Here is a 21,396-nt window from a genome sequence, read left to right as displayed (position 1 = left end):
GCGACCGCGACGCGTCGTCAGCGGGAAGAGCAGGGCCGCAGGTCAGCGAAAGCCACGCGCGATCCCGCCTCGCGGAGGCGCCGGGTCGCCATCGCACGAGCGCGCGACGGGACGGCCGCCGCGCGCGGCTGCCAGCTCGCGCGCCGTGCGCGGATCCGCGAGGCGCTCTCAGACGCCGATGTAGAGCCGGTGGGCGAAGTTGCGCTCGAGCTTGGCGCGCAGCACCTTCTCCGCCGCCGTCTCGATGTCGTACTCGACGCGCTTGAACTCGAAGCGCTTCGTCTCGCTGTCGTAGATCGTGTAGCTCGCGCGGTTGTCGTAGTCCCGCGGCTGTCCGACCGACCCGACGCTCACGATGTACTTGCGCCCCTGCTCGAGCTGGAAGTCCACCGCCGGGAGCTCCTCGACGCTGTTCGGCGTGAGCGCGAACACCTTGCAGAGGTGGGAGTGGCCGATCAGCGTGATGTGGCCGAGCTCGTTCCACATGGGCAGGCACTCGCGCGCCTGCTCGGGGGCGAAGATGTACTCGAACTCCTCGAGCCGGACGGGCGATCCGTGGCAGAGGTCGACGTTGATGTCCGTCAACTTCTCCTGGTACGTCAGGCTCCGGAGCCACGCCGCGTTCTCGGAGGAGAGCATCGCAGCGTGCGTGTCGAGCGCCTGCCGGGCAGCCTCGTAGTAGTACGAGTAGTCCATCCGACCTGCGACGGCCGCGTCGTGGTTGCCGAGGATCGTCTTCTTGGCCACCTTCCGGACGAGGTCGGCGCATTCGTTCGGCGAGCCGCCGTAGCCGACCGTGTCCCCGAGGCAGTAATAGACGTCGATGCGCTCGTGGCGGTAGGACTCGAGCACAGCGCTGAGCGCCTCGTAGTTGGCGTGCGTATCGCTGAAGATCCCGAGTCTCATTTCGACGCGAGGGCGGAGCTTAGCACGATGGCCTCGACTTCCGTTAGGAATTCAAACCCGAATCCACGGCCGGGCTGATCAGGGCGGGGGCTCAGGGCGACCGGCTTTCCGGAGCAGCTTCGGCGGCCCATGCTTTCGCTGCGCCGGCACTTCCCTTCGAGGCGGAGCTTCGAGGAGGAGCGAGGGCCGGCCACGTTCCATCTCGACGATTCGCCCGACGATCCGACCCGACGACCCCGGCCCGACGACCCCGACAATCCCGAAGCCTCAGGAGCTGTCCGGATCGTTGCGACCACCGAGCCTGCGGAGGCGCTTGCTGAGTCGCTCCCAGCGCGACCACGTTGACGAGCGGCCACCCGCACCGGAGAAGGATAGCGTGGAGCCCATGGATACCAAACAGAACGGTGCAGGGTCCTCTCCGATTTCTCTGGAGCGGTCGGCCGAGCCTGCTCCGTCCGCTGCAGCTGTCGCGCCGCCGCCGCCCGCCGTGGAGGATCTCGCCGAGGGGTGCGTCCGGTTTGTCGAGCGCGCTCTCGGTGTACGGCTTGACTATCGGCCGGAGACCCTGCCCGTGCTCGACCACTACCTGGAGCAGGCGCGTGGGGCGACGTCGGAGAGGGTCGAGGCGTTGCCGGTGGTCGCTCACATGGCGGGCGTGTACTTCGGCGAGGTCATCCGGCGCCGGCACGCGTCGTGGTGGCGCATGGACGGCGAGGACCCGACCTACTGGCAGCTGGAGTTCGAGTCGGTCTACCTCGCGTTCAGCCCGGTGCTCTTCATCCGGGAGGCGCTCACGCGCGGTCGCGGCGCCGAGGCCGCGCGGGACCTGGCCGAGGACTCGGTGAGCGGCGATCCGGCGGCGCTCGAGCTGGAGGAGGAGGACCGCGAGGCGGTCGCCGAGAGGCTCGCGGAGCTGCCGCAGGTCTCCGAGGACGAGTACTACGCCCCGTCGACGCGGCTCGAGGTGATCGACATCGCCGTGGACGCGATCCGCTCGCGCCGGCTCGCGGCCGGCGAGGAGACGGACGCCGCGCTCGAGCCGGGCGACTACGAGCGCGGCGACGGCTGATCCCGGTGCGGCCGCGCGCGAGCGGCTTTCGCGCGCGCGTCGCGACGCCGCCGCGCGTCGCGACGCGCGCGCGAAAGCCGCTCGCGCGCCGCGCTGCGCGTGGGACGTGCTCCGGAGGCGGCGACCGGTGGTATCGTCGCTATCGTGTTGTGGGTCCTCTTCGGGCTGCTGCTCCTCATCTCGTGGGCGGCGTACTTCACGTTCGGGCTGTCCACCGCGGTCCCGATCGCGGCGAGCGTCGTCGTCGCGCTCTCCGCGGTCGCGCTCTTCGTGTACCGCCGCGTCAAGGCGGGCCGCGCCGCGTCTGCCCTGGAGCGGGCGATCGTCCAGCAGGGGGCGCAGCAGGCGCTCAACGCGCGGCCCGAGCGGCGCGCCGAGATCCAGGAGCTCCAGCGGCAGGTCCAGGGCGGCATCAGCGCGCTGAAGAGCTCGAAGCTCGGCAAGGGCAAGAAGCACGGCAGCGCCGCGCTCTACTCGCTGCCCTGGTACGTCATCATCGGCCCGCCGGGGGCAGGGAAGACGACGGCGCTGAAGCACTCCGGCCTCGTCTTCCCCTACGCGCACCCGAGCAACGGCGGCGGCGTACGCGGCGTCGGCGGGACGCGGAACTGCGACTGGTGGTTCACCAACGAGGCGATCCTCCTCGACACCGCGGGGCGCTACACGACCGAGCAGGACGACCACGAGGAGTGGATCGCGTTCCTTCAGATGCTCCTCAAGCACCGCGCCCGTCGCCCGCTCAACGGCATCCTCGTCGCCGTCAGCGTGACGGACGTCATCGACGCGAGCGAGCAGCACATCGAGCAGATGGGGAAGAAGCTCCGGGCGCGCATCGACGAGGTCATGACGCAGCTCCACATGGTGCTGCCCGTCTACCTCCTGTTCACCAAGTGCGATCTCATCGCGGGCTTCTCGGAGTTCTTCGGCGACATGCGCAAGAGCGACCGCGCCCAGGCGTGGGGGGCGACGCTCAAGCTGAGCGCGGACAAGGCCGACCCGGGGAGGCTCTTCGACGCCGAGTTCGACGCCCTCGCGAAGCAGATCCACGGCCGCTCGCTGAAGCGGCTCGTCATGGAGCGCAGCCGGGAGGTGCGCGAGCGCGTCTACCAGTTCCCGCTCGAGTTCTCGGGCATCCGCCGGAACCTCTCCGATCTGGTCTCGACCGTCTTCATGGTCAACGCCTTCCAGGGCACGCCCATCTTCCGCGGCTTCTACTTCACGAGCGGCACGCAAGAGGGCAGGCCGCTCGACCGGGTGCTCCAGCGCATGGGCCAGGCGATGGGGATCCGCACGCACGAGGCGGCGGCTCAGCAGAACGTGGAGTCGAAGAGCTACTTCCTCCACGACGTGTTCATGAACGTCGTGTTCCCGGACGGGGACATCGCCGCGAGGAGCGCGAGCGAGATCCGGCGCCAGCGCGTCGTGCGCGGCGCGATCAGCGCGGCGGCCGCGGCCCTCGGGGTCATCCTCGCGATCCCGAGCGTGGTGTCGTTCGGCAACAACCGCGAGTTCCTGCGCGGGGTCGAGGCCGACGCGCGCGCCGTGAGCGCGCTCCGGTGGGAGGACACGCGGCCGCTCTCGGACAAGCTCGCCGCGCTAAGCCCCGCGCTGGATCGGCTGCAAGAGATCGACAAGGCGCGCGAGGAGGGGCCGCCGGACGGGATGGGCTGGACGATGTTCCAGGGCGAGACGGTCTACCCCCCGCTCTTGCACGTCTACGTCGCGAGCCTCCAGAACGGCTTCGTGATCCCGTGCAAGCAGCGGCTCGAGGACCGCCTCAAGCTCGCGAAGGGAGAGCACTACCTGCGCGAGCGCAACGACCTCAAGCTGTACCTGATGCTGAGCGACGTCGAGCACCTCGACATCAACTGGGCGAAGGACAGGCTCACCTCGCTCTGGGCCGAGGTGCTCCGACCGACGTCGAACCTCAACGAGAGCGACCTGAAGAAGCAGCTCGAGCCGCACGTCAGGTACTACCTGTCGCTCATCAAGCAGAAGAGGGTCACGCCCGTCGCGCCCAAGGCAGAGCTGGTCGCGAGCGTGCGCGCGACGCTGCAGGCCGTGCCGGTGCGGAAGCGCTACTACGACTTCTTCGTCAACTCGATCATCGAGGAGAAGTACGACGAGACGGGCGACAACAGCCGCGCGAACCGCAAGTACCCGCCGCTCACGCTGGCCGACATGTTCGCCGACCGCCCGGACGTGCTGAAGGTCATCAGCAGCAAGCAGTTCGCCAAGGAGAAGCGCTGGAAAGAGGTCGACGGTCCGTACACCGAGAGCGGGCACTTCGAGGTGCTCGATAAGATCCGCCAGGGCGCCGACCTCTTGAGGGCAGAAGAGTGGGTCGTGCCGCTCGCGCCCGGAGAGAGCGCCGCGATCGACAAGGATCTGGACGGCCTCGCGGCCGACTACGACGCCCGGTACATCGCGCAGTGGACCGACTGGATGGCGGACCTGACCGTGCGGATGCCGGCCAACCTCAAGGAGGCGAAGGAGCTCTACATGGAGCTCGCCAAGCCGGACTACCCGTACCTCCGCATCCTCCGCGCGCTCGAGGACAACACGCAATGGAAGCGGGATCGCAGCGCGATCGAGGACTCGGGCTTGCTCAAGCTGGGGAAGCAGCGCGTCGAGAGGAAGATCGAGCAGACGACGAGGTTTAAGGTCCCCATCGACGTAAAGCTCATCCGGAACCGTCCGAGCCCGGTCCCGGACGCGTTCAAGCGGACCGTCGAGTTCGGCGTTCCCGCTGCGTCGAGCGGCTCCGCACCGATCACGGACACGCCGCTGGCGAGGTACATCTCGCTGCTCAGCTCCCTGCGCGACGAGATCCAGCGGCTCGAGGACGTGAACCCCAACGTCGACGCGCGCCTCATTGCCGAGCGGCTGGTCGAGGCGATACGGCAGGCGGACGCGCTCCTCCAGCCCTTCGACGAGCGGGCCAAGACGCTGCTCCGGCCGCTCTTGCTGACCCCGCTCCAGGTGGTGGCCGCGCGGCTGCCGCCGCTGTCGGCCACCTCCCGCTTTCCTGCGGCGTCGGCAGCTGCGCAGCGCTGAGCGGCGCGGCGCCGCTCAGACCTCGATGCGGATCTCGTCGCGGCCTGGCTGCACCGCGCCGGTCGCGGGATCGAACGTGAGGACCATCTCGACCGCGTCCTCGCCATTGTCGCTGTAGTACCGGGGGCGCACGCCCATCGCCGTGAAGCCGAGCTTCCGGTAGAGCCGGATCGCCGCCCGGTTGGAGCGGCGCACCTCGAGCAGGACCAGCCGCACGCGCTGCTCCTGCGCGTACTCGAGCGAGCGGCGCATCAGCGCCGTTGCGAGCCCGCGCCGCCGCTCGGTCGGGCAGGTGGCGACGTTGAGCACGTGCAGCTCGTCGGCCACGTGCCACGCGATGAGGAAGGCGAGCGCGCGCCGCTCCTCGCGCGCGACCCAGCACCGCGTCCAGGGGCGGCCCAGCTCCTCTCGCGCGGAGAACTGCGGCACGTCGAAGGCCGCGGACGCGACCGCGTCGATCTCGTCGAGCGCGGCGTCGTCCGCGGACTCGGCCGTCAGCTGGATCAGCGTGGGCGCGCTCTTCGCCGCGTCGCGCCTCACCTCGCCACCTCCGTGGGGCAGCCGGAGACGATCTGCACCTGCCCGACCCGCCCGCTCTTGAGCTTCTGGCACGCGTCCCCGAGGAGCTCGACGACCGCGGGAGAGCTCCAGCGCCAGCCGTCCTCCGGGTCGTACGGGACCAGCTCTTCGTCCAGGTAGACGTTGGTCTGCCCGTCCTCGGGCGGCGGGTCGACGAGGTCGAACTCGCAGGAGACGACGATGCTGGCGATCTTCGAGAGGACGTTGCCGAGCGTGTCGAGGTCGTCCACCTTGAAATAGAACGGGCTCACGAACTGCGCCGTGCCGCCGGCGAGCGCCATCTGGTCGAGGACGTCGCCGTAGAACTCGCTCCCCGGGATGCCGACGACGTAGACCTCGATCCCGCTCGCCGCGAGCCGCTCGATCGCGGCGACCGTATCGCCGCGGTCGAGGCACCCTCCTGGCCCCGAGAGGCCTGACGGTGTGCAGCAGTTCTCCTGGGGGCATTGTTGCTCGATGTTGGCGATGCACTCCTCGGCGCCGCACGTCGCGGCGCTGTTGCAGTTCGGGCCGCCGTCGGTCGCGAGCACCACGATCGTCTTGCCCGGGAGCTCCACGAGGCTCGGCGTGAGCGCCGCGAGCGTCGCCGCGGTCGGCGTCCCGCCGAGCGGCTCGACGCGCGTCGCCGAGCGGAACCTCGAGGTCGTCGTGGCGCCTTCCTGCGAGGCGGCGAAGGGATCTCCCGGCGTGACGGGGAACACCTCGCCGCCGGGCTTGCACGGCGCATCGGAGGTCGCGTCCAGCGGGAACACGGCGGCGCCGACGTTGATCAGCGGGCCCAGGTTGCGCACTAGGTCGACCGCCGCCTCGCGCACCCGGTCGTAGCGGGTCGCGCGCGACGAGGCAGGGCTGAGCATGCTGCCCGACGCGTCGAGGACGAAGTAGAGGTTCGGCGCCTCGGCGATCGTCACCTCGTGGACCTGGTTGCCGCAGAGCCCACCCGCGTCCACGGGCGGCGGCCCGCTCGAGCCCCCGGGGCCAGGGTCGAACTCGTCCTCCGGCTCCTGCGCGCCCTGGCCCCCGCCGTTGCGTGGACGCTGCGCCTGACCTTCATCCTCGCAGGCGGACAGCGCCGCGCCGCCGAGCGCGAGCGCGGCCGCGAGGCCGCAGAGCATGCCGTAGACGCCGGCGCGCTGCTTCACGGCCGTCTTCATGGAGAGCAGCGTACCACGCCCGTTCGCACCGGCAGCGCCGGCGCGGGCGGCGAGCGCCGCCGCGCGCGAGCTCAGGGCTCTCGGTAGAACCTGGGCACGCGGCGAGAGATGCTCGTCAGCACCTCCCAGGCGATCGTCCCCGTGAGCCCGGCGATCTCTTCCGCACTGATCGTCGCGCGCCCGAGCGGGCCGTCCTGGGTCCCGAGGAACACCACCTCGTCGCCCACGCGGGCTCCCGGCGCGTCCGTCACGTCGAGCATCGTGAGATCCATCGACACGGCGCCCGCGATCGGCGCGCGCTGACCGCGCACGAGGGCCGCCCCGCGGTTCGACAGCTGGCGGCTCAGGCCGTCGGCGTACCCCATCGGCACGGTCGCCACGACGCTCTCCCGCGACGCCTGCCAGGTGTGGCCGTAGCCGATCCTGTCGCCCTTCGCGATCGTGCGGAGCGCGACGATCTCGCTGCGCACCCGGATCACCGGCTTGAGGTCGGGCGCGAGCCCTGGGCACGGCGAGATGCCGAACAGCGCGACCCCGGGTCGAACGACGTCGAGCCACGCGGCGGGGAGGCGCAGCATGGCCGCGCTGTTCGACGCGTGCCGGATCCGCGGCGCGAGGCCGAAGCTCTTCGCCCGCTGCTCGATCTCCTCGAAGCGCCTCATCTGCTCGATCGTCACGCCGAGATCGTCGGCGTCCGCGCAGGCGAGGTGGGTCATGAGCCCGTCGAGCCTCACCTCCGGGTGCTTGGCGAGCATCGCGAACACCGCCTCGATCTCCGAGCTCGCGGCCCCGAGCCGACCCATGCCGGTGTCCACCTTCAGGTGGACGCCGACGCGGCCGCGCTGCTCGAGCCGCACCACGTTCGCGAGGCGCTCGATCTGTCCGGCGTCGTAGACGACGGGCACGAGATCGCGCGCCATGATCTCCTCGAACCCCTCGCGGCGGGGGCCGTAGTAGCCGCCCATGACGAGGATGGGCAGCCGGATGCCGGCGTCCCGCAGCTCGATGGCCTCCTCCAGGAGCGCGACGCACAGACCGGGGATCCCGGTGCGCTCGAGCGTCCTCGCGACGGCCGGCGCGCCGTGCCCGTACGCGTCGGCCTTCAGCACGCCCCAGATCTGCGGCCGCTTCGCGCCGGTCAGCGCGCGCTCGAGGACCCGGAGGTTGTGCCGCAGGTGGGCGAGGTTCACCTCCGCGCGGGTCGGCCGTACCGCGTCCGCTGGCGCCGCCCGGCGCGGCCGCAGGACCCGCACGGGGCCGGCGCTCGAGCCGAGCCCTTCGACGGGCGACGCCGTGCCGTTGCGATCGGAGGTCGTGCTGCTGAGCTCTGTGGGCGCGTGCGAAGCGGACATCGTGTACGCGGATAGCCCTACGCTCGATCGCGGGTCAAGATTCCAGGCCATCTTGGTGCGACAAGGTGAGGCATGTTCGCAGAGCGCAGCGCCGCCGGTCAGAAGCAGCCGCGCATGCACCGCGTGTACTTGCCGGAGCATCCCTTCTCGCAGCCGGCGGACCTGCAGTCCTGCAGGCACCCCTTCCAGCTCGCCTCGCACGCCGCGCTGCACTCCGCCCCCGGCGGCGCTGCGTCCTCGGCGGCGCTCGGCGCCGTGTCGGGGGCACCAGCGTCCGCCACCTCCGCGGGCGCGGCCACGTCGGCGGTCAGGAGCCTGGGCGGCGGGGCGAGCGCGCTCGTCGGCTCCGGCACGGCGGGAGCCCGGCTGCTGGGCGGGCTCCACTCGCCTTCGTCGAAGTCGCTGGCGTGGCTCAGCTGCCTCGCGCGGAGCGCGGCGTACTCGACGCGATCGCGCGTCTGCCCGAACGTGTAGAACTGGAGCCACTCGTCCCAGCACGCGCGCCGCAGCGTCGGCTTCACGTCGGCCAGCGAGTCGAGCGCCATGCAGTGCTCGAAGCGTACGTCCCCCTCGTAGACCGCGTTGATGCTCGCGCCGCACGCGGTCACCGAGGCGGCGAGGCAGAGGAGGGTCCTGAACCGCACGAGCTACGAACACCGATAGCAGAAAAGCTCGGCCCCGGTGTGCCCCCTGGCTCGCCGGCTCCGGGACCGCGTGGGTCGACGGGCCGAGGTGCTCTCCGGTTGAACTTTGCCCTGCGATGCCGTACCTTGCCGCCCCTTCGCACCGGCGGCGGCGGCACGACGCCTCCGCGCCGGGCGCCTCAACGGAGCCTGTCCATGTTCCTCATGCTGTCGAAAGGTCCTCGGAAGACCACGCGCTCCAAGTCGAAGCGCTACCGGTCCAAGCTGAAGGCGAAGAACCGCAACCGGCGGAACCGCATCTACCAGCGCGCCTGATGGTTGCAGCGAGGCGCGAGCGGGCCTTCGCGCCTCGCCCGCCCCGCTGTGCTTCGCTCGTGGGGCTGCCCCTTGTCTTAGGGGCCGCCCTTTTTCAGCTCGGTCAGCACCAGCTTCGCGACCGCCTTGAGCGTGTCGAACACCCCGACGCCGGTCCGGGCGACGCCCTCGAAGTCGGGGACGTTGGTCGGGTTGAGCAGCGACCGGAGCTCCTCGACGGTGCCGATCTCCGGCAGGTCCCGCTTGTTGTACTGGATGACGTACGGGATCTTGTCGAGCGAGTAGCCCTGCTCGGCCAGGTTCGTGCGGAGGTTCTCCACCGACTCCTGGTTCGCCTCGATGCGACCGAGCTGCGAGTCCGCCACGAAGACCACGCCGTCGACGCCCTTCAGGATGAGCTTGCGGCTCGCGTCGTAGAAGACCTGCCCCGGCACCGTGTACAGGTGGAACCGCGTCTTGAAGCCGCGGATCTCGCCCAGCGCGAGCGGGAGGAAGTCGAAGAAGAGTGTCCGGTCGGTCTCGGTGGCGAGGGAGATCATCTTCCCCTTCGCGTCCGGGTTGGTGCGCTCATAGATGTACTGCAGGTTCGTCGTCTTGCCGCAGAGACCCGGGCCGTAATAGACGATCTTGCAGTTGATCTCGCGCGCCATGTAATTGATGAAGCTCATCGACCGCGCTCCTAGTCGTTGAAGAGGTTGTCGATGTCCTCGTCGGTGATCTCGGCGAACGGCGAGTCAGCGCCCGGCTCCTGCACCTTCTTGAGCAGCGCCTCGAAGATGTGGTTGAGCTCCTCGCTCGCCTTTCGCACCCGGAGCCTCACCAACCCGAGGCTCGACTTTGAGTCGAAGATCACCACGAGGATGACGCGGTTCCCGACCAGCTGGATGTGGATGTTCGCCTTCTCACCCTCGTGGAACTGAGTGGCGAACTCGTTCTCCTTGAGGAGCTTCGCCATCCCGCCCGTGGCGGCGATGTTCCCCGCCGTCAGCGAGGCGAGCGACGTGGTGTCGAGGTTGTCGACGTCCCCGCTCGCGGCGATCAGTTGCCCGTTCTTGTCAACGATGAAGACGACCTTCGCATTGGCGTCCTTGACGAGGCGATCCACCACGCTCTGGATCTGATTGAATTCCTCCTCGTACATCACCATCTGAGGGTTGACCATCGTTCCTCCGCCAGCGCTCTCGCGATGGGGCCCTGGGCATTGCGGGCTCTGTAGCCCTTGTCATCACCGGGCGCCGCACGTGCGGTCCCCGACCATCGTCATCCAACCGGCTTCCCGCTGTGCGGGCCTGCCTTACCACCGGTACCACGTTCGCGGCGCCACGCTCGCTGCCTGGGGCTTGCATGACCGGTTCGCGGCGCGCAGTGCCGCTGCTCCTCGACCGTGCGCCCGTACATCTTGGGACGTTTCTATCCGAAGCAGGTGCGGCGGAGCAAGGCGGCCCTTTCTGGAAGTTGGAGGATCGCGCAGCGGGGCCCCTCCGAGCGCTGCTCGAGGTCGACGGACCTCGCTCCCACCCCGGCCCCCGTCGGCCCCGTTCCTGGCGCTTTCCAGGCGCCGCTCCGCGGCTGCAGGCCGAGCGTTCTTCTCGCCCAACTATATGAATTAAAAAGATTTTTTGCGACCCGAGGGGCGCGGCGGACCGCTGCCGGACCGCCGCTGCGCCCCGCTCTGGGGGCCCGCTGCTCGCGGGCGCGCCGAGCAGCGCTCCTGTGTGCTGGGCAGAAGGTCGGGAAAATTCCTGGGATCAGCGCGGGCGGCGCGGCGGGCTCATGAACGCGCTCCTCGACGTGCGAGAGCCCGGGAACGTTGCCTGCCGGCGCGCTTTGCTGGCCGTGAGCGTCAGCGCTTGACCTGGGCCGCTTCATGGCCTGTGCGGGCGAGGCTTGCGCTTGACCGATGGCTTCGGCCACGGGATAGCGCCCTGGATGCGTGACGTGCTCAACCGGACCGAGCCCCGTGGAATCGAGCTCGACGCGGGGACGACGAGGAAGCGCTTCTCCTGCGCGCTCGCCGCGGGGGCGGCGGTCCTGGCGTGCGCCGCGTCGATCGGCTCGGATGCTCGCGCGGAGCTCGGCGCGGTGCACCCCGAGGTGCTCGCCGCGCACGCGGCTGTCCGCTCCGCGAGGGGGCCGGAGGTTTACGGCGCGCTGCGCGAGCTCTGGCGCACGTGGGACCGCGCCGATCCGACGCAGGTCGAGGAGGCGATCGCGTCGATCGCGGAGAGCGGCGCGACCAGCGCGCCTGCCCGCGTCTACGCGGAGCTCCTCTCGGCGTACGCGCGCAGGCGGCGAGGCGATCTCGACGGCGCGGTCGCGAAGATCCAACGGCTCGGGTTCATCGGTCGCTGGGCGACGATCGGCCCGTTCGACAACGAGAACAAGGGGGGCTTCGATCGCGCGTTCGGGCCCGAGGAAGAGCTCGAACAGCCGATCGTGGCGGGCAGGATGTACGACGGCAAGGCGCGGGCGGTCCGCTGGCGCGTGCCGCCCGAGGCGCCGCAATACGGGTGGTTCGATTTCGGCGATGTCATCCGCCCGGTGGAGGGCGTCTGCGGCTACGCGACGACGTTCGTGCGCGCGAAGCCAGGGACGCGCGCGCCTCGGCCGATCTCGGTCTGGGTCGGCGCCGACGGCGCCTTCAAGCTGTTCTGGAACGGCGAGAAGGTCCTCGCCGATCCGGGGTACCGCGAGCTCGACATCGATCGGTTCGCCGCGCTCGTGTCGCTGAAGCCGGGCTACAACCGCCTGACGATCAAGGTCTGCGGAGGTGCGTCGGCGCCCAAGTTCGCGCTCCGCATCGGCGACGAGAAGGGAGCTCCGGATCTCGATCTGGAGGTGACCTCCAACATCGGGACGCAGGTGACGGCGCCTCAGGGGCAAGCGGGCGTCGCCAGGCCTCCTTCCGACGCGCGGGCACAGGCTGGAGCGCCGGGCTCGGGCGCGACGCTCGCCACGCGTGCGCTCGCCGTCGAGGGGCCCATGCAGGCGTTCGAGCGCGCCGCGGGCGCCGCCCGGCCCTCGCCTGCGCTGCTGGAGGCGTTCGCGCGCTACCTCATGCTCACCGGCGGCGACGCCGAGGGCGAGCACAGGGCGCGCGATCTCGCGCGCCGCTCCGCCGAGGCCGAGCCGAGCGTGCGACGCTACTTGCTCGCGGGCCAGCTCTCGGAGGACAGGAACCAGCAGCGCGCGTGGATCGAGCGCGCCACGCAGCTCGCGGGCCGTGGGCGCGAGGACGTCGACGTCCTGCTCGCCCAAGCGCGGCTCGCGCAGACGAGCCCGAACTGGCGGGAAGCGGCCCCCATCTACGAGCGCATCCTGGCCGCAGACCCCGACCACGTCGTCGCTGTCCTCGGGCTCGTCGACCTCTACGTGGAGGCGGGGCTGAAGCGCACCGCCCTCGCCACGCTGGAGCGAGCGCTGTCGCGCCAGCCGAGCAGCGTCTCGCTGCTCCGCGCGTCGGCGGCGCAGCTCCGCGCCCTCGGCCGCGACACGGAGGCCGCCGAGACGGAGGCGCGCTACGCGGCGCTTCGCTTCGACGACTCGAGCTTCCTGCACCAGCAGGTCGAGCTCGCGGTGGCGCGGCGCGATCCTGCCGGAGCGGAGCGCTGGCTCGAGCGCTTCCTCCGCAGCGAGCCCGACTCCGTCTGGGCCCGTTCGGTCGCGGCGCGCACGTACCGGGCGCTCGGTCAGGGCGATCGCGCCCTCGCCGCGCATCAGCGAGCGCTCGCCATGGCGCCGGAGGACATCGGCACGCTGCGCGCGCTCTCGGATCTCTACGGCGAGGAGGGCAACCGGGAAGCGCAGCTCGAGATGCTGCAGCAGATCCTGGCGATCAGCCCTCAGGCGAAGGACGTGCGCGAGTACATCGAGCACATCGAGCCGCCGAAGCCGCGCGCCGATGAGGCCTACGCCTGGGCGCCCGACCGCTTCCTCCCGATGCGGCGCAGCGCTGACCGGCAGTATCCCAAGCGCACGCTCCGCAGCCTGACGGTGACCACCGTCTTCCCGAACGGCCTCGCCAGCCGCTTCCGTCAGGTGGTCTTCCAGCCGCTCACGGACGAGGCCGCGGCGAGCGCCCGGCAGTACGCGTTCGAGTACCAGGCCGATCGCCAGACCGTGAGCCTCCGGGCCGCGAAGGTCTACCGGGCCGACGGCAAGGTCGACGGGGCGATCGAGAGCGGCGAGGCGGGCGCGAACAACCCGGCGCTCGCGATGTACACCTCGGCGCGCACGTTCTACGTCAGCTTCCCGCGGCTCAACGCCGGCGACGTCGTCGAGCTGCGCTACCGCATCGACGACGTCAGCCCTCGCAACGAGATCGCCGATCACTTCGGCGAGATCGAGTACCTCCAGAGCGACGAGCCGATCGCCAGCAGCGAGTACGTGCTGATCACGCCGAAGGCGAAGCCGTTCCACGTCTTCGCGTCCCCGCTGCCCGGACTCGTGCGTGAGACCAAGGAAGACGCCGAACGGCGCATCTTCCGCTTCTCCGCCGCCTCGGTCCCGGCGGTCGCCCCCGAGCCGGCGATGCCCGCGTGGTCCGAGATCCTCGCGCATGTCCACGTCTCGACGTTCAAGAGCTGGGACGAGGTCGGCTCCTGGTACTGGGGCCTCGCGCGGGAGCAGTTCGACGTGGACGACGAGGTGCGCAAGCGGGTGCGCGAGATCACGAAGGGCCTCAGCGACGATCTGAGCAAGGTCCGCGCGATCTACAAGTACGCGACCGAGACGCGCTACGTGGCGCTCGAGTTCGGCATCGAAGGCATCCGCCCGAGGAGGTGCGCCCAGACGCTCGCTCGCGGCTGGGGTGACTGCAAGGACAAGGCGACGCTGATCGTGACGATGCTCCGCGAGCTCGGCATCCCGGCGACGATCGTGCTCGTGCGCACCCGCATGCGAGGCGGCATCGAGCCGGAGCCCGCGAGCCTCGCGCCGTTCGACCACGCCATCGCGTACGTGCCCTCGCTCGACCTCTACCTCGACGGGACGGCGGAGCACTCCGGCTCGACCGAGCTGCCGATCATGGATCGCGGCGCGATCGCGCTTCAGATCAACGAGGGCAAGCCGAAGCTCGTTCGCCTCCCGGAGCCCCCGCCGGAGGCTTCCGTCGTGCAGCGGACCGTCGACATCGCGCTCGGGGCCGACGGGTCAGCCCAGCTCGGGGTCGACGTCCAGGTGGCCGGCGCGTTCGCGCCGGAGTGGCGGACCCGTTACATGGCCGAGGGGACGCGCCGCGATCGGGCAGGTCGGGACCTCGCCGTGGACTTCGGGACGGTCGAGCTGGCTCCCGGCAAGGCGGGCGTCGAGGTGAACGACCTCGAGGACATCGAGCAGCCGGTGAAGCTGCGGGCGAGGGGAAAGGCCGTCGCGCTCGCTCGCCGGGAGGGCGACAGCCTGTCGATCCCCGCTGTCCCCGCCCAGCGCCTCGCCACGGAGTTCGCCTCCCTGTCGGTACGTACCCGCGACGTGATCATCCCTGCGCTCACCACGCGCCGGGACGAGTGGTCGATCCGCCTCCCTGCGGGGTGGCGCGTCACCAGGGCGCCGCTGCCCCAGGAGGTGGACACCCCCTTCGGCAAGTTCTCCATCTCGGTCGAGCAGTCCGCGGGGAAGGTCGTCGTTCGCAGCCAGATCTCCCTCGCCAAGTCCCGGATCAAGCCGTCCGAGTACATGGAGTTCAGGCTGTTCTGCGAGACCGCGGACCGTGCGTTCGGCCAGCGGGTCGTGCTCGGCAAGTGAGCGACCGCCCGAACCATGCCCGAGCCCCGGCAGTTCGTCGATGACCGGCGCCGGCCCCTGCCTCGGCCTTGACAATCTTGCGGTGGGTCGCCATAAAGCGCCCCCTCTACGCATCCCTGCGGCACAGAACAGCCGCTCCGGTGGTTCGGAGCGGTGGCCGCTGGGAGCGGTAGGCACTCGGATCGAGGGCGTCATGCCGAAGATGAAGACGAACCGCGCCGCGGCCAAGCGGTTCAAGGTGACCGGCTCCGGCCGGATTCGCCGCAGCAAGAGCGGCCTCAACCACTGCATGCAGGAGAAGAGCAAGAAGCGCCTGCGTCGTCTCCGCAAGAACGACATGGTCGACTCTGCGATGGAGAAGCGCGTCAAGCTGCTTCTTCCCTACGGCTGACCCTGGATCAGTGAGGTAGAGCTCCGATGCCGCGTGTAAAAAGAGGGTTCAAGGCCCGTCGCCGTCGCAACCGCGTCCTCAATCAGACCGAGGGCTACTTCCTCGGCCGGAAAAATCGCTTCCGCCAGGCGGTCGAGGTCCTGCGTCACGCCTGGGAGTACGGCTACATCAGCCGCAAGCTCAAGAAGCGGGATTTCCGTCGTCTCTGGATTACTCGGATCAACGCCGCCGCGCGCCTGAATGGCACGACCTACTCCCGCCTCGTCAGCGGGCTCAAGAAGGCGGGCATCGCGCTCGATCGAAAGATCCTGTCCGAGATCGCGATCCACGATCCCGCGTCGTTCGGTGCTGTGGCGAAGCTCGCCGCGCCCTCGTCGGCCAGGTGACGGTCCCGGGCGGTCTGCACGCGCATCCGGCCGCACCTTCCTGAGTCGGTCGAGCCTGCCAGACCGCCCCATCCGGGGCTGAGAATTTCAAGATCGTAGTATTTTTCGCATCAAGCTGCCTGGTGAAGCAGGCTGCTCTGGCCACCGCGCTGTGGGCATGGAGGTCCAGATCCATCTTTAGGGTGAAGGCACGCCGCTCCCCGTCCCTGGCATGAACGGCTCTGCCGTCAGGTGAGGCGAGCCAGCACCGAACGGATGCACAGTGTGCACATCCTGCACGCCGGCTACGCATCTTTGATGGCACCCTATGACCCTGCTGCCAGGGTGAGCTGAGACCCAGCTCCCAGATCTTCGACGGCTCCAGCGTCGTACATCGTCCTCGCGACGGGCTCTTCGCACATGCGAGGCCGGAGGAGCCTTAGGCCGTTCCCGACCCCGCTCCCCCGGGTTGCACGTAGCTGCGAATTCCGCTGTGCCTGATCCGCCGCCTGGAAATACTAACTTTCCAGGTGGATCTGTCGGGAAAAATAACCTTCTCCGCCTTCGGCTGTCGGGTGAGGGCTCGACATTGGCATCGGGAGGCCCAGGTTCAGGAAACATCGAAGCGCGCTGACAGGACGGCCTCAACGGTCGGGTCCGGCCCTCTAAGGGTCGGAAACGACAGCATATTCCCTTGCCCGTGCCGCGAGGCCGACCCCGCCGGAGCCCATGAGAGGCCGGCGAGCTCGATGTCCTCAAGGAGACAGGTTGCCGATGTTGTTGCGTCCCCGAAAGCGTACCCAGCCATGCAGTTCGGCTCGGTCGCAGCGAAATGTTTCGCTCGACACGACACGGACGGCACCTTCCACTCTACATACCGCACCCAGGGCGAGCTCTCAAACGGGAGAACACGGAACGCACGCCAAAAAGGGCACTGTTCTTGCTTCTGGAGTTGGGCTGCCATCGGGAGCCGGCTCGAGAGCATCACTCTGCAAGAGCAGGTCTGCCTCAGGCGAGAAGAGTTCGACCGGAATCAAAAGAAAGCACCAGCGGTTGCCGGTTTCAACAGGGGCTCCTTCGGTCAGCTCCTGCTCCCTGTTTGGCACGAAATCGTCTCGCTCGCCGTCGAAAGGTGGCGAGGCATTTCAATCTCGCAAGGTCAGCCGTTTAGAAGTGAACGCCGACACAAAGACCAAGATGAGCACGTCGACCGCCCGCCGTCCAGAAACTGCGCGGAGAAACGCCAAGTCCTCTGCTGTAGGTACCTCTGCGCGGCTCGCGGCATCCAAGAGCTCGCAGGGAGCCGAGACCGCATCGGCTCCCCGGCGGGCGGCATCGCAGACCACCGATCCGGGGGTCTCCGATGTCGAAGAATTCGGGGACAGCCAGTCGCCGCGCTCGCACTTTCAAGGAGCTACCACCGTGGAGGGAGCCGCCATGAGGTCGACCAAGAGCAACGCCACTGTAGTGAAGGGCGACCCGCTCGCTCAGGGTGGGACGGCCACGCCGGAAATCGGAGCCCTCAGCCTTCTGGAAGACGACCAGACGGAGGAGACCGTCGTCCGACCCCGCCCGGCGGAGATCCTCGACGAGGATCGGGCGGCTGACTTCATGGATCTGGACCTCGGACCGCTCGATCGGCTGCCGCAGCCCGAGCGGGCGAGGAACCAGGATCGGGAGCTGAAGGATGTCGAGGACGGCGGGGGCGACTCGATGCTCGCCCGCTACTTCCGCGACATGGCGCTGCACCCGGTGATGGGGCCGGACGAGGAGCTCGACACCGCGCGCGCGGTCGAGCGCACCGAGGTGGACCACTGGGTGGCCCTCCTCTCGTACCTGCCTGCGGCCGAGTACATCCTCACCGCGCTCGAGGAGGATGTCGCCAAGGCTGGCGAGGACGAGGTGAAGGCTCCGCAGATCGCGGAGCTGCAGAAGCTCGTCCGCCTGGCGAAGAAGCAGAAGGGCAAGCTCCTGCCCGAGCAGGAGAAGCCGTGGACGCAGCTCTCCGAGGAGCTCGCTGCAGCCGTCCGGCTGCCGGACTCGGATCGCCTCTGGATGGCGCGGGCCTTCACCATCGCGCGCGATCTCGTGCGCGAGCCGGACTTCGAGGACGACGTGAGCGATCCCGAGGAGACGCGTCCCACGCGGCCGAGGCTCCCGATGTCCAGCTCCTACCGTCGGTACCTCGATCGGGTCGAGCGGACCTTCCAGGCGCAGCACGACGCGAAGAACCGCTTCGTGAAGGCCAACCTGCGGCTCGTCGTGTCGATCGCGCGCCGGTACAACCGCGGGCGTCTGCCGCTCATCGACCTGATCCAGGAGGGCAACATCGGGCTGATGAAGGCGGTCGAGCGCTTCGACCACAGCCGCGGCTACCGCTTCTCGACCTACGCGTCCTGGTGGATCAGGCATGCGATCAGCCGCGCGCTCGCCGACAAGGGCCGCGCGGTCCGCATCCCGGTCCACATGCTCGACACGTACAACCGCGTGGCGCGGGCGACGCAGGCGATCATCGCGCGCACGGGGCACGAGCCGACGATCGAGGAGCTCGAGAAGGAGACGGGGGTCCCGCGCGAGAAGCTCGACAAGGTGAAGGACTTCTACGCGGAGACGCCGTTCTCTCTCGACCGCCCGGTCGGCGACGAGGACGGGCGAAAGTTCATCGACTTCCTCCAGGAGGAGAACGCGCTGTCGCCGTTCGATCACCTGGCGAACAGGAAGTGGAGCGACGAGGTCCGACGGCTCCTGACCACCCTCACGCCGATCGAGTCGCGGATCATCCGCTGGCGCTTCGGTCTCGACGATGAGGATGAGCTCACGCTCAAGGAGATCGGCGACAAGTACAACCTGTCGCGCGAGCGCATCCGCCAGCTCCAGGAGCAGGCGCTCGGCAAGATCCGGAAGCAGATGCGCGACTACTGAGCGACGAGCTCAGCAGGTGCGACGATGCGGCCGCGCAGCGCAATGCTGCGCGGCCGCGCTGCTCGAGCCGCCGGATCCCGACCGTCCGTGGGAGCGCGCCGAGGCGAGCGGGGCTCGGGAGCGCGCCTCGGCAGCGACGTGACGGCAGCGGCCGGCCGCGACCTCACGGCGTGCGTGCACCCCGCCAGAGCTCGTCGGCGAGCGCTCCGACGAAGTCGTCGATGGCCCTCCGCACCGGATCGATCTTCCCCGGGACATCCGCGACCAGGACGGCGAAGGCGATCGGAGATCGGCCGGGCGGCGGGAGGACGTAGCCGGAGAGGGCCACGACCGAGGCGAGCGTCCCCGTCTTGGCCCGGATGGCGCGCTCCTTCGACCACCCGCGGAAGCGGCCGCGCAAGGTCCCGTCCACCCCGCCGATCGCGAGCTGCGCGGTGAAGTCCGCGCCGAGCGCCGGATCGAGGAAGGCGGCGCGGAGCAGCCGCACGATGGCCTCTGGCGACGCACGGGCCGCGTCGAACAAGCCGGAGCCGTTCCGCAGGACGACGCCCTCTGCGAAGGCGTCGAGCTCGCCGAGCGTCTCGCCGACCAGCGCCGCCGCAGCCTCGGCCGTGCCGGGGCGTCCGCGCTTCTCGGCGGCGAGCGTCTTGAAGATCGTCTCCGCGTAGAAGTTGTCGCTGTCCTTCCCGAGGGCGGCGAGGAGCTCGCCGAGAGGCGCCGAGCGGTGAGCCACGAGGAGCCGCTTCTGATGCTCGCCGCCGAGCCGTATCTCCCCCGGGACCTCGACGCCCACTTCCTGCAGCATCTCCTTGAGCGTGTACGCAACGAGGAGGCGCGGATCATCGACGCGTCTCGCCACGCTCACCGCGCGGCCGCCCTCCGGGACGTGCCCGCTGAGGTGCGCGACGAGGCGATGTCCGCTCGGCTCGAGCCGGACGCCGATCCGCTCCGGTGTGTCGCGCTTCGCGGTGGTCACGGCGCCACGGAGCACCACGAAGCCCGGGGGATCGATCGCCACGGAGGCGGGCTGGCCCGCCTTGGATGGCCGCACCGTGAAGAGCAGGGCGTTCGCGTTCAGCGACGCCGCCGCGACGGGGGCACGGAAAGCCGCCCACTCGTCCGGCTGCTGCTCGAAGGCTGGAGGCACGAAGCGCGCGTCGAAGTAGCCCTGATCGATCGAGATCGCCGCGACCTTGCGGACGCCGGCCGCGCGCAGATCGCGCGCCATCTCCCAGAGATCGCGGGTCCTGAGCGACGGATCTCCCGAACCTCGGAGCACGAGCTCGGCGACGCTTCCGTTCGACGCGTCCCCGTAGAGGCCGGTCAGGTAGCGGTAGCCCGGGCCGAGCAGGCGCAGCGCAGCGGCGGCGGTGAAGAGCTTCGCGTTGGACGCAGGGTTGTACAGTCCGCGCTCGTCGAGGGCGGTGAGGGTCGCTCCGCTCGCGATGTCGAGCGCGAGCACGCCGACCCGCCCCCCCGCGCGCCGCACTTCGGCGGCGAGCTTCTCGACCTGCTCTCGAGCACGCCCAGGGTCGAATTTTTGAGGCCCAAGCGCGCCGAGGGGCGAGCGGGGGGCGCTCGGGTCCCCGGGTACGTCGAGCGTGGGCTTCGCGGTGCGGGTCGAGCGCTCCGCGGGAGCCGCGCCGCCGTCGAGCGGCTGCGAGCCGCCCGGGCGGGCGAGGATCGACGAGAGCACGAGCGCGACCACGGAGAGGGCGCGGCGGGGATGTCGAGGCATGACGGCTCTCCGGCTCTACAATGTCTTCGCCGCGGGCGCCTCCTCCGGTCGACCGCTCGGCGCGGGCTGGGCGATGCTTCTCGGAGTTGTCCTCGCAAAGGAGAGCTTGCTAGGGTGCGCGCAGCACTCCTTCACGCTCTGTTCGAAGGGAGGACACCGTGTCCCAGCAGCATTCGACCCGCGCCATCTTGCCGCTCATCATCCTCGCGGCGGCGGCATGCTCCGGCGCCAAGCCCAAGCAGGCAGGGGAAGACTACAACTTCGACCAGGCATATACCGGCGAGGCCGCACCGGCCGAGACGGGCAGCTCCGACGCCGCCGAGGCGAGCGCGCCCTCGGACAGCGGCGGCGGGCTCAACGACGACCAGAAGAAGCAGATGGAGATCGCGCTGCGGCGCGGCGGCGACAAGGCGGCCAACTGCGCCGAGGTCGTGCCCAACGCGCCGACCGGCGAGGGCGAGGTCAAGGTCGTGTTCGACGGCCAGAAGGGGCGCGTGACCGACGTGCTGGTCGGACCGCCGTTCGCAGGGACGCCCGCCGAAGCATGCGTCAAGCGCGCCTTCGTCGGAGAGATCGTGCTGCCGTTCGAAGGCGAGCCGCTCGAGGTCCCCTACACGGTGAAGCTGCCGTCGAAGAAGGCCGGCTCCGCACCCTCCAGCAAGAAGGCCCCATGAAGAGCGTCGCGCTCGCTGTCGCCGCTGCGCTCGCGCTCTCCGCGGCTTCCGCCGGCGCGGAGGAGCCAGCGGCGCCTCCCCGGTACCCGCCGTCGTCGGCGCGCGCGAAGGTCATCGTCGGCGGGGTGGCCGTGACGGCGCTCTCCTATGGTGCGGCGTTCCTGGCCGCGACCTCGTGGCCCGAGGTGCCCGGGTCGAGCGAGCTGAAGATCCCGATCGCGGGCCCGTGGATGGCGCTCGCCAAGAACGGCTGCGCTTCGGATGATCCGGACTGTGGAGCGAAGCTGTACCTGCGCGGGGCGCTCACCATCGTCGGTGGGCTCGCGCAGCTCGCTGGCCTCGGCCTCGTCGCCGAGGGCATCTTCATGACCACGGAGGCGCGCTCTGCGCAGCCCGCGGCGATCACGGTGCGTCCGGCTCCGGTGATCACCGCGACCGGCATGGGAGCCGGCGTCGTCGGCACGTTCTGATCCACCGAGGACCTCGGC

General features: G+C 69.8%; 16 protein-coding genes. 8 read left to right on the top strand and 8 right to left on the bottom strand.

What is annotated here, in order from left to right:
- Positions 1 to 168: 168 nt before the first annotated feature.
- Positions 169 to 906 (bottom strand): metallophosphoesterase family protein, encoded by a 738-nt coding sequence (locus WME98_RS13190; RefSeq protein ID WP_020740319.1) that lies wholly within the window; start codon positions 904 to 906, stop codon positions 169 to 171.
- A gap of 385 nt (positions 907 to 1,291) precedes the next feature.
- Here WME98_RS13190 and WME98_RS13185 point away from each other — a divergent pair, with 385 nt between their 5' ends.
- On the top strand, positions 1,292 to 1,975 hold the full coding sequence (locus WME98_RS13185) for a hypothetical protein (RefSeq protein WP_437951636.1): 684 nt from the start codon (positions 1,292 to 1,294) through the stop codon (positions 1,973 to 1,975).
- Positions 1,976 to 2,119: 144 nt separating this feature from the next.
- Positions 2,120 to 5,032, top strand: a complete 2,913-nt coding sequence (gene tssM / locus WME98_RS13180; RefSeq protein WP_437951635.1) for a type VI secretion system membrane subunit TssM — start codon at positions 2,120 to 2,122, stop codon at positions 5,030 to 5,032.
- A 15-nt stretch (positions 5,033 to 5,047) separates the two neighbouring features.
- On the opposite strand, the gene rimI is transcribed toward tssM, so the two are convergent.
- The 6 genes from rimI to WME98_RS13150 all read right to left on the bottom strand — a co-directional run bounded on the left by rimI (position 5,048) and on the right by WME98_RS13150 (position 10,238).
- A complete protein-coding gene (gene rimI / locus WME98_RS13175; protein ID WP_437951634.1) occupies positions 5,048 to 5,572 on the bottom strand; it encodes a ribosomal protein S18-alanine N-acetyltransferase in 525 nt (174 codons plus the stop codon).
- The gene (locus WME98_RS13170) at positions 5,569 to 6,765 is read right to left on the bottom strand and encodes a vWA domain-containing protein (RefSeq protein ID WP_437951633.1); all 1,197 of its coding nucleotides are present in this window, start codon (positions 6,763 to 6,765) and stop codon (positions 5,569 to 5,571) included. Before WME98_RS13170 ends, rimI begins: the two co-directional genes overlap by 4 nt.
- Positions 6,766 to 6,836: 71 nt before the next feature.
- Complete coding sequence (alr, locus tag WME98_RS13165; RefSeq protein ID WP_437333652.1) at positions 6,837 to 8,117, bottom strand: alanine racemase; 1,281 nt, start codon at positions 8,115 to 8,117, stop codon at positions 6,837 to 6,839.
- Positions 8,118 to 8,215: 98 nt separating this feature from the next.
- Positions 8,216 to 8,761, bottom strand: coding sequence for a hypothetical protein (locus WME98_RS13160; RefSeq protein WP_437951632.1), 546 nt, complete (start codon positions 8,759 to 8,761; stop codon positions 8,216 to 8,218).
- 392 nt (positions 8,762 to 9,153) lie between these two features.
- Complete coding sequence (locus WME98_RS13155; RefSeq protein WP_012239857.1) at positions 9,154 to 9,744, bottom strand: GTP-binding protein; 591 nt, start codon at positions 9,742 to 9,744, stop codon at positions 9,154 to 9,156.
- 11 nt (positions 9,745 to 9,755) lie between these two features.
- Positions 9,756 to 10,238, bottom strand: a complete 483-nt coding sequence (locus tag WME98_RS13150) for a roadblock/LC7 domain-containing protein (protein WP_012239856.1) — start codon at positions 10,236 to 10,238, stop codon at positions 9,756 to 9,758.
- A gap of 767 nt (positions 10,239 to 11,005) precedes the next feature.
- On the opposite strand from WME98_RS13150, the gene WME98_RS13145 reads away from it, so the two are divergent.
- The 4 genes from WME98_RS13145 (at position 11,006) to WME98_RS13130 (ending at position 18,496) form a co-directional block, all read left to right on the top strand.
- Complete coding sequence (locus WME98_RS13145; RefSeq protein ID WP_437951631.1) at positions 11,006 to 14,818, top strand: DUF3857 domain-containing protein; 3,813 nt, start codon at positions 11,006 to 11,008, stop codon at positions 14,816 to 14,818.
- Between the two features lie 193 nt (positions 14,819 to 15,011).
- The gene (gene rpmI / locus WME98_RS13140) at positions 15,012 to 15,209 is read left to right on the top strand and encodes a 50S ribosomal protein L35 (RefSeq protein WP_020740309.1); all 198 of its coding nucleotides are present in this window, start codon (positions 15,012 to 15,014) and stop codon (positions 15,207 to 15,209) included.
- Positions 15,210 to 15,235: 26 nt separating this feature from the next.
- Positions 15,236 to 15,595: a 50S ribosomal protein L20 gene (gene rplT, locus WME98_RS13135; RefSeq protein ID WP_020740308.1), complete on the top strand. Its 360-nt coding sequence runs from the start codon at positions 15,236 to 15,238 to the stop codon at positions 15,593 to 15,595.
- A 1,416-nt stretch (positions 15,596 to 17,011) separates the two neighbouring features.
- Positions 17,012 to 18,496, top strand: coding sequence for a sigma-70 family RNA polymerase sigma factor (locus WME98_RS13130; RefSeq protein ID WP_187345762.1), 1,485 nt, complete (start codon positions 17,012 to 17,014; stop codon positions 18,494 to 18,496).
- Positions 18,497 to 18,659: 163 nt separating this feature from the next.
- Here WME98_RS13130 and dacB read toward each other — a convergent pair whose 3' ends face one another.
- Positions 18,660 to 20,234, bottom strand: a complete 1,575-nt coding sequence (dacB, locus tag WME98_RS13125; protein WP_437951630.1) for a D-alanyl-D-alanine carboxypeptidase/D-alanyl-D-alanine endopeptidase — start codon at positions 20,232 to 20,234, stop codon at positions 18,660 to 18,662.
- 158 nt (positions 20,235 to 20,392) lie between these two features.
- Here dacB and WME98_RS13120 point away from each other — a divergent pair, with 158 nt between their 5' ends.
- Positions 20,393 to 20,908, top strand: coding sequence for a hypothetical protein (locus tag WME98_RS13120; RefSeq protein WP_061628290.1), 516 nt, complete (start codon positions 20,393 to 20,395; stop codon positions 20,906 to 20,908).
- The gene (locus WME98_RS13115; RefSeq protein ID WP_061628289.1) at positions 20,905 to 21,378 is read left to right on the top strand and encodes a hypothetical protein; all 474 of its coding nucleotides are present in this window, start codon (positions 20,905 to 20,907) and stop codon (positions 21,376 to 21,378) included. The genes WME98_RS13120 and WME98_RS13115 overlap by 4 nt, the downstream gene beginning before the upstream one ends.
- The last annotated feature ends 18 nt before the right edge of the window (positions 21,379 to 21,396 follow it).

It is taken from the genome of Sorangium sp. So ce296 (genome assembly GCF_051529605.1).
Classification (GTDB): domain Bacteria; phylum Myxococcota_A; class Polyangia; order Polyangiales; family Polyangiaceae; genus Sorangium; species Sorangium cellulosum_D.
This window is presented reverse-complemented; position numbering and strand designations above follow the sequence as displayed.

Coding starts and splice junctions, on each gene's coding strand:
- WME98_RS13170 (WP_437951633.1), bottom strand. CDS start 6,765: ATGAAGACGGCCGTGAAGCAGCGCGCCGGCGTCTACGGCATGCTCTGC.
- rpmI (WP_020740309.1), top strand. CDS start 15,012: ATGCCGAAGATGAAGACGAACCGCGCCGCGGCCAAGCGGTTCAAGGTG.
- WME98_RS13145 (WP_437951631.1), top strand. CDS start 11,006: ATGCGTGACGTGCTCAACCGGACCGAGCCCCGTGGAATCGAGCTCGAC.
- WME98_RS13130 (WP_187345762.1), top strand. CDS start 17,012: ATGAGGTCGACCAAGAGCAACGCCACTGTAGTGAAGGGCGACCCGCTC.
- WME98_RS13190 (WP_020740319.1), bottom strand. CDS start 906: ATGAGACTCGGGATCTTCAGCGATACGCACGCCAACTACGAGGCGCTC.
- WME98_RS13185 (WP_437951636.1), top strand. CDS start 1,292: ATGGATACCAAACAGAACGGTGCAGGGTCCTCTCCGATTTCTCTGGAG.
- WME98_RS13115 (WP_061628289.1), top strand. CDS start 20,905: ATGAAGAGCGTCGCGCTCGCTGTCGCCGCTGCGCTCGCGCTCTCCGCG.
- rplT (WP_020740308.1), top strand. CDS start 15,236: ATGCCGCGTGTAAAAAGAGGGTTCAAGGCCCGTCGCCGTCGCAACCGC.
- WME98_RS13150 (WP_012239856.1), bottom strand. CDS start 10,238: ATGGTCAACCCTCAGATGGTGATGTACGAGGAGGAATTCAATCAGATC.
- dacB (WP_437951630.1), bottom strand. CDS start 20,234: ATGCCTCGACATCCCCGCCGCGCCCTCTCCGTGGTCGCGCTCGTGCTC.
- alr (WP_437333652.1), bottom strand. CDS start 8,117: ATGTCCGCTTCGCACGCGCCCACAGAGCTCAGCAGCACGACCTCCGAT.
- WME98_RS13155 (WP_012239857.1), bottom strand. CDS start 9,744: ATGAGCTTCATCAATTACATGGCGCGCGAGATCAACTGCAAGATCGTC.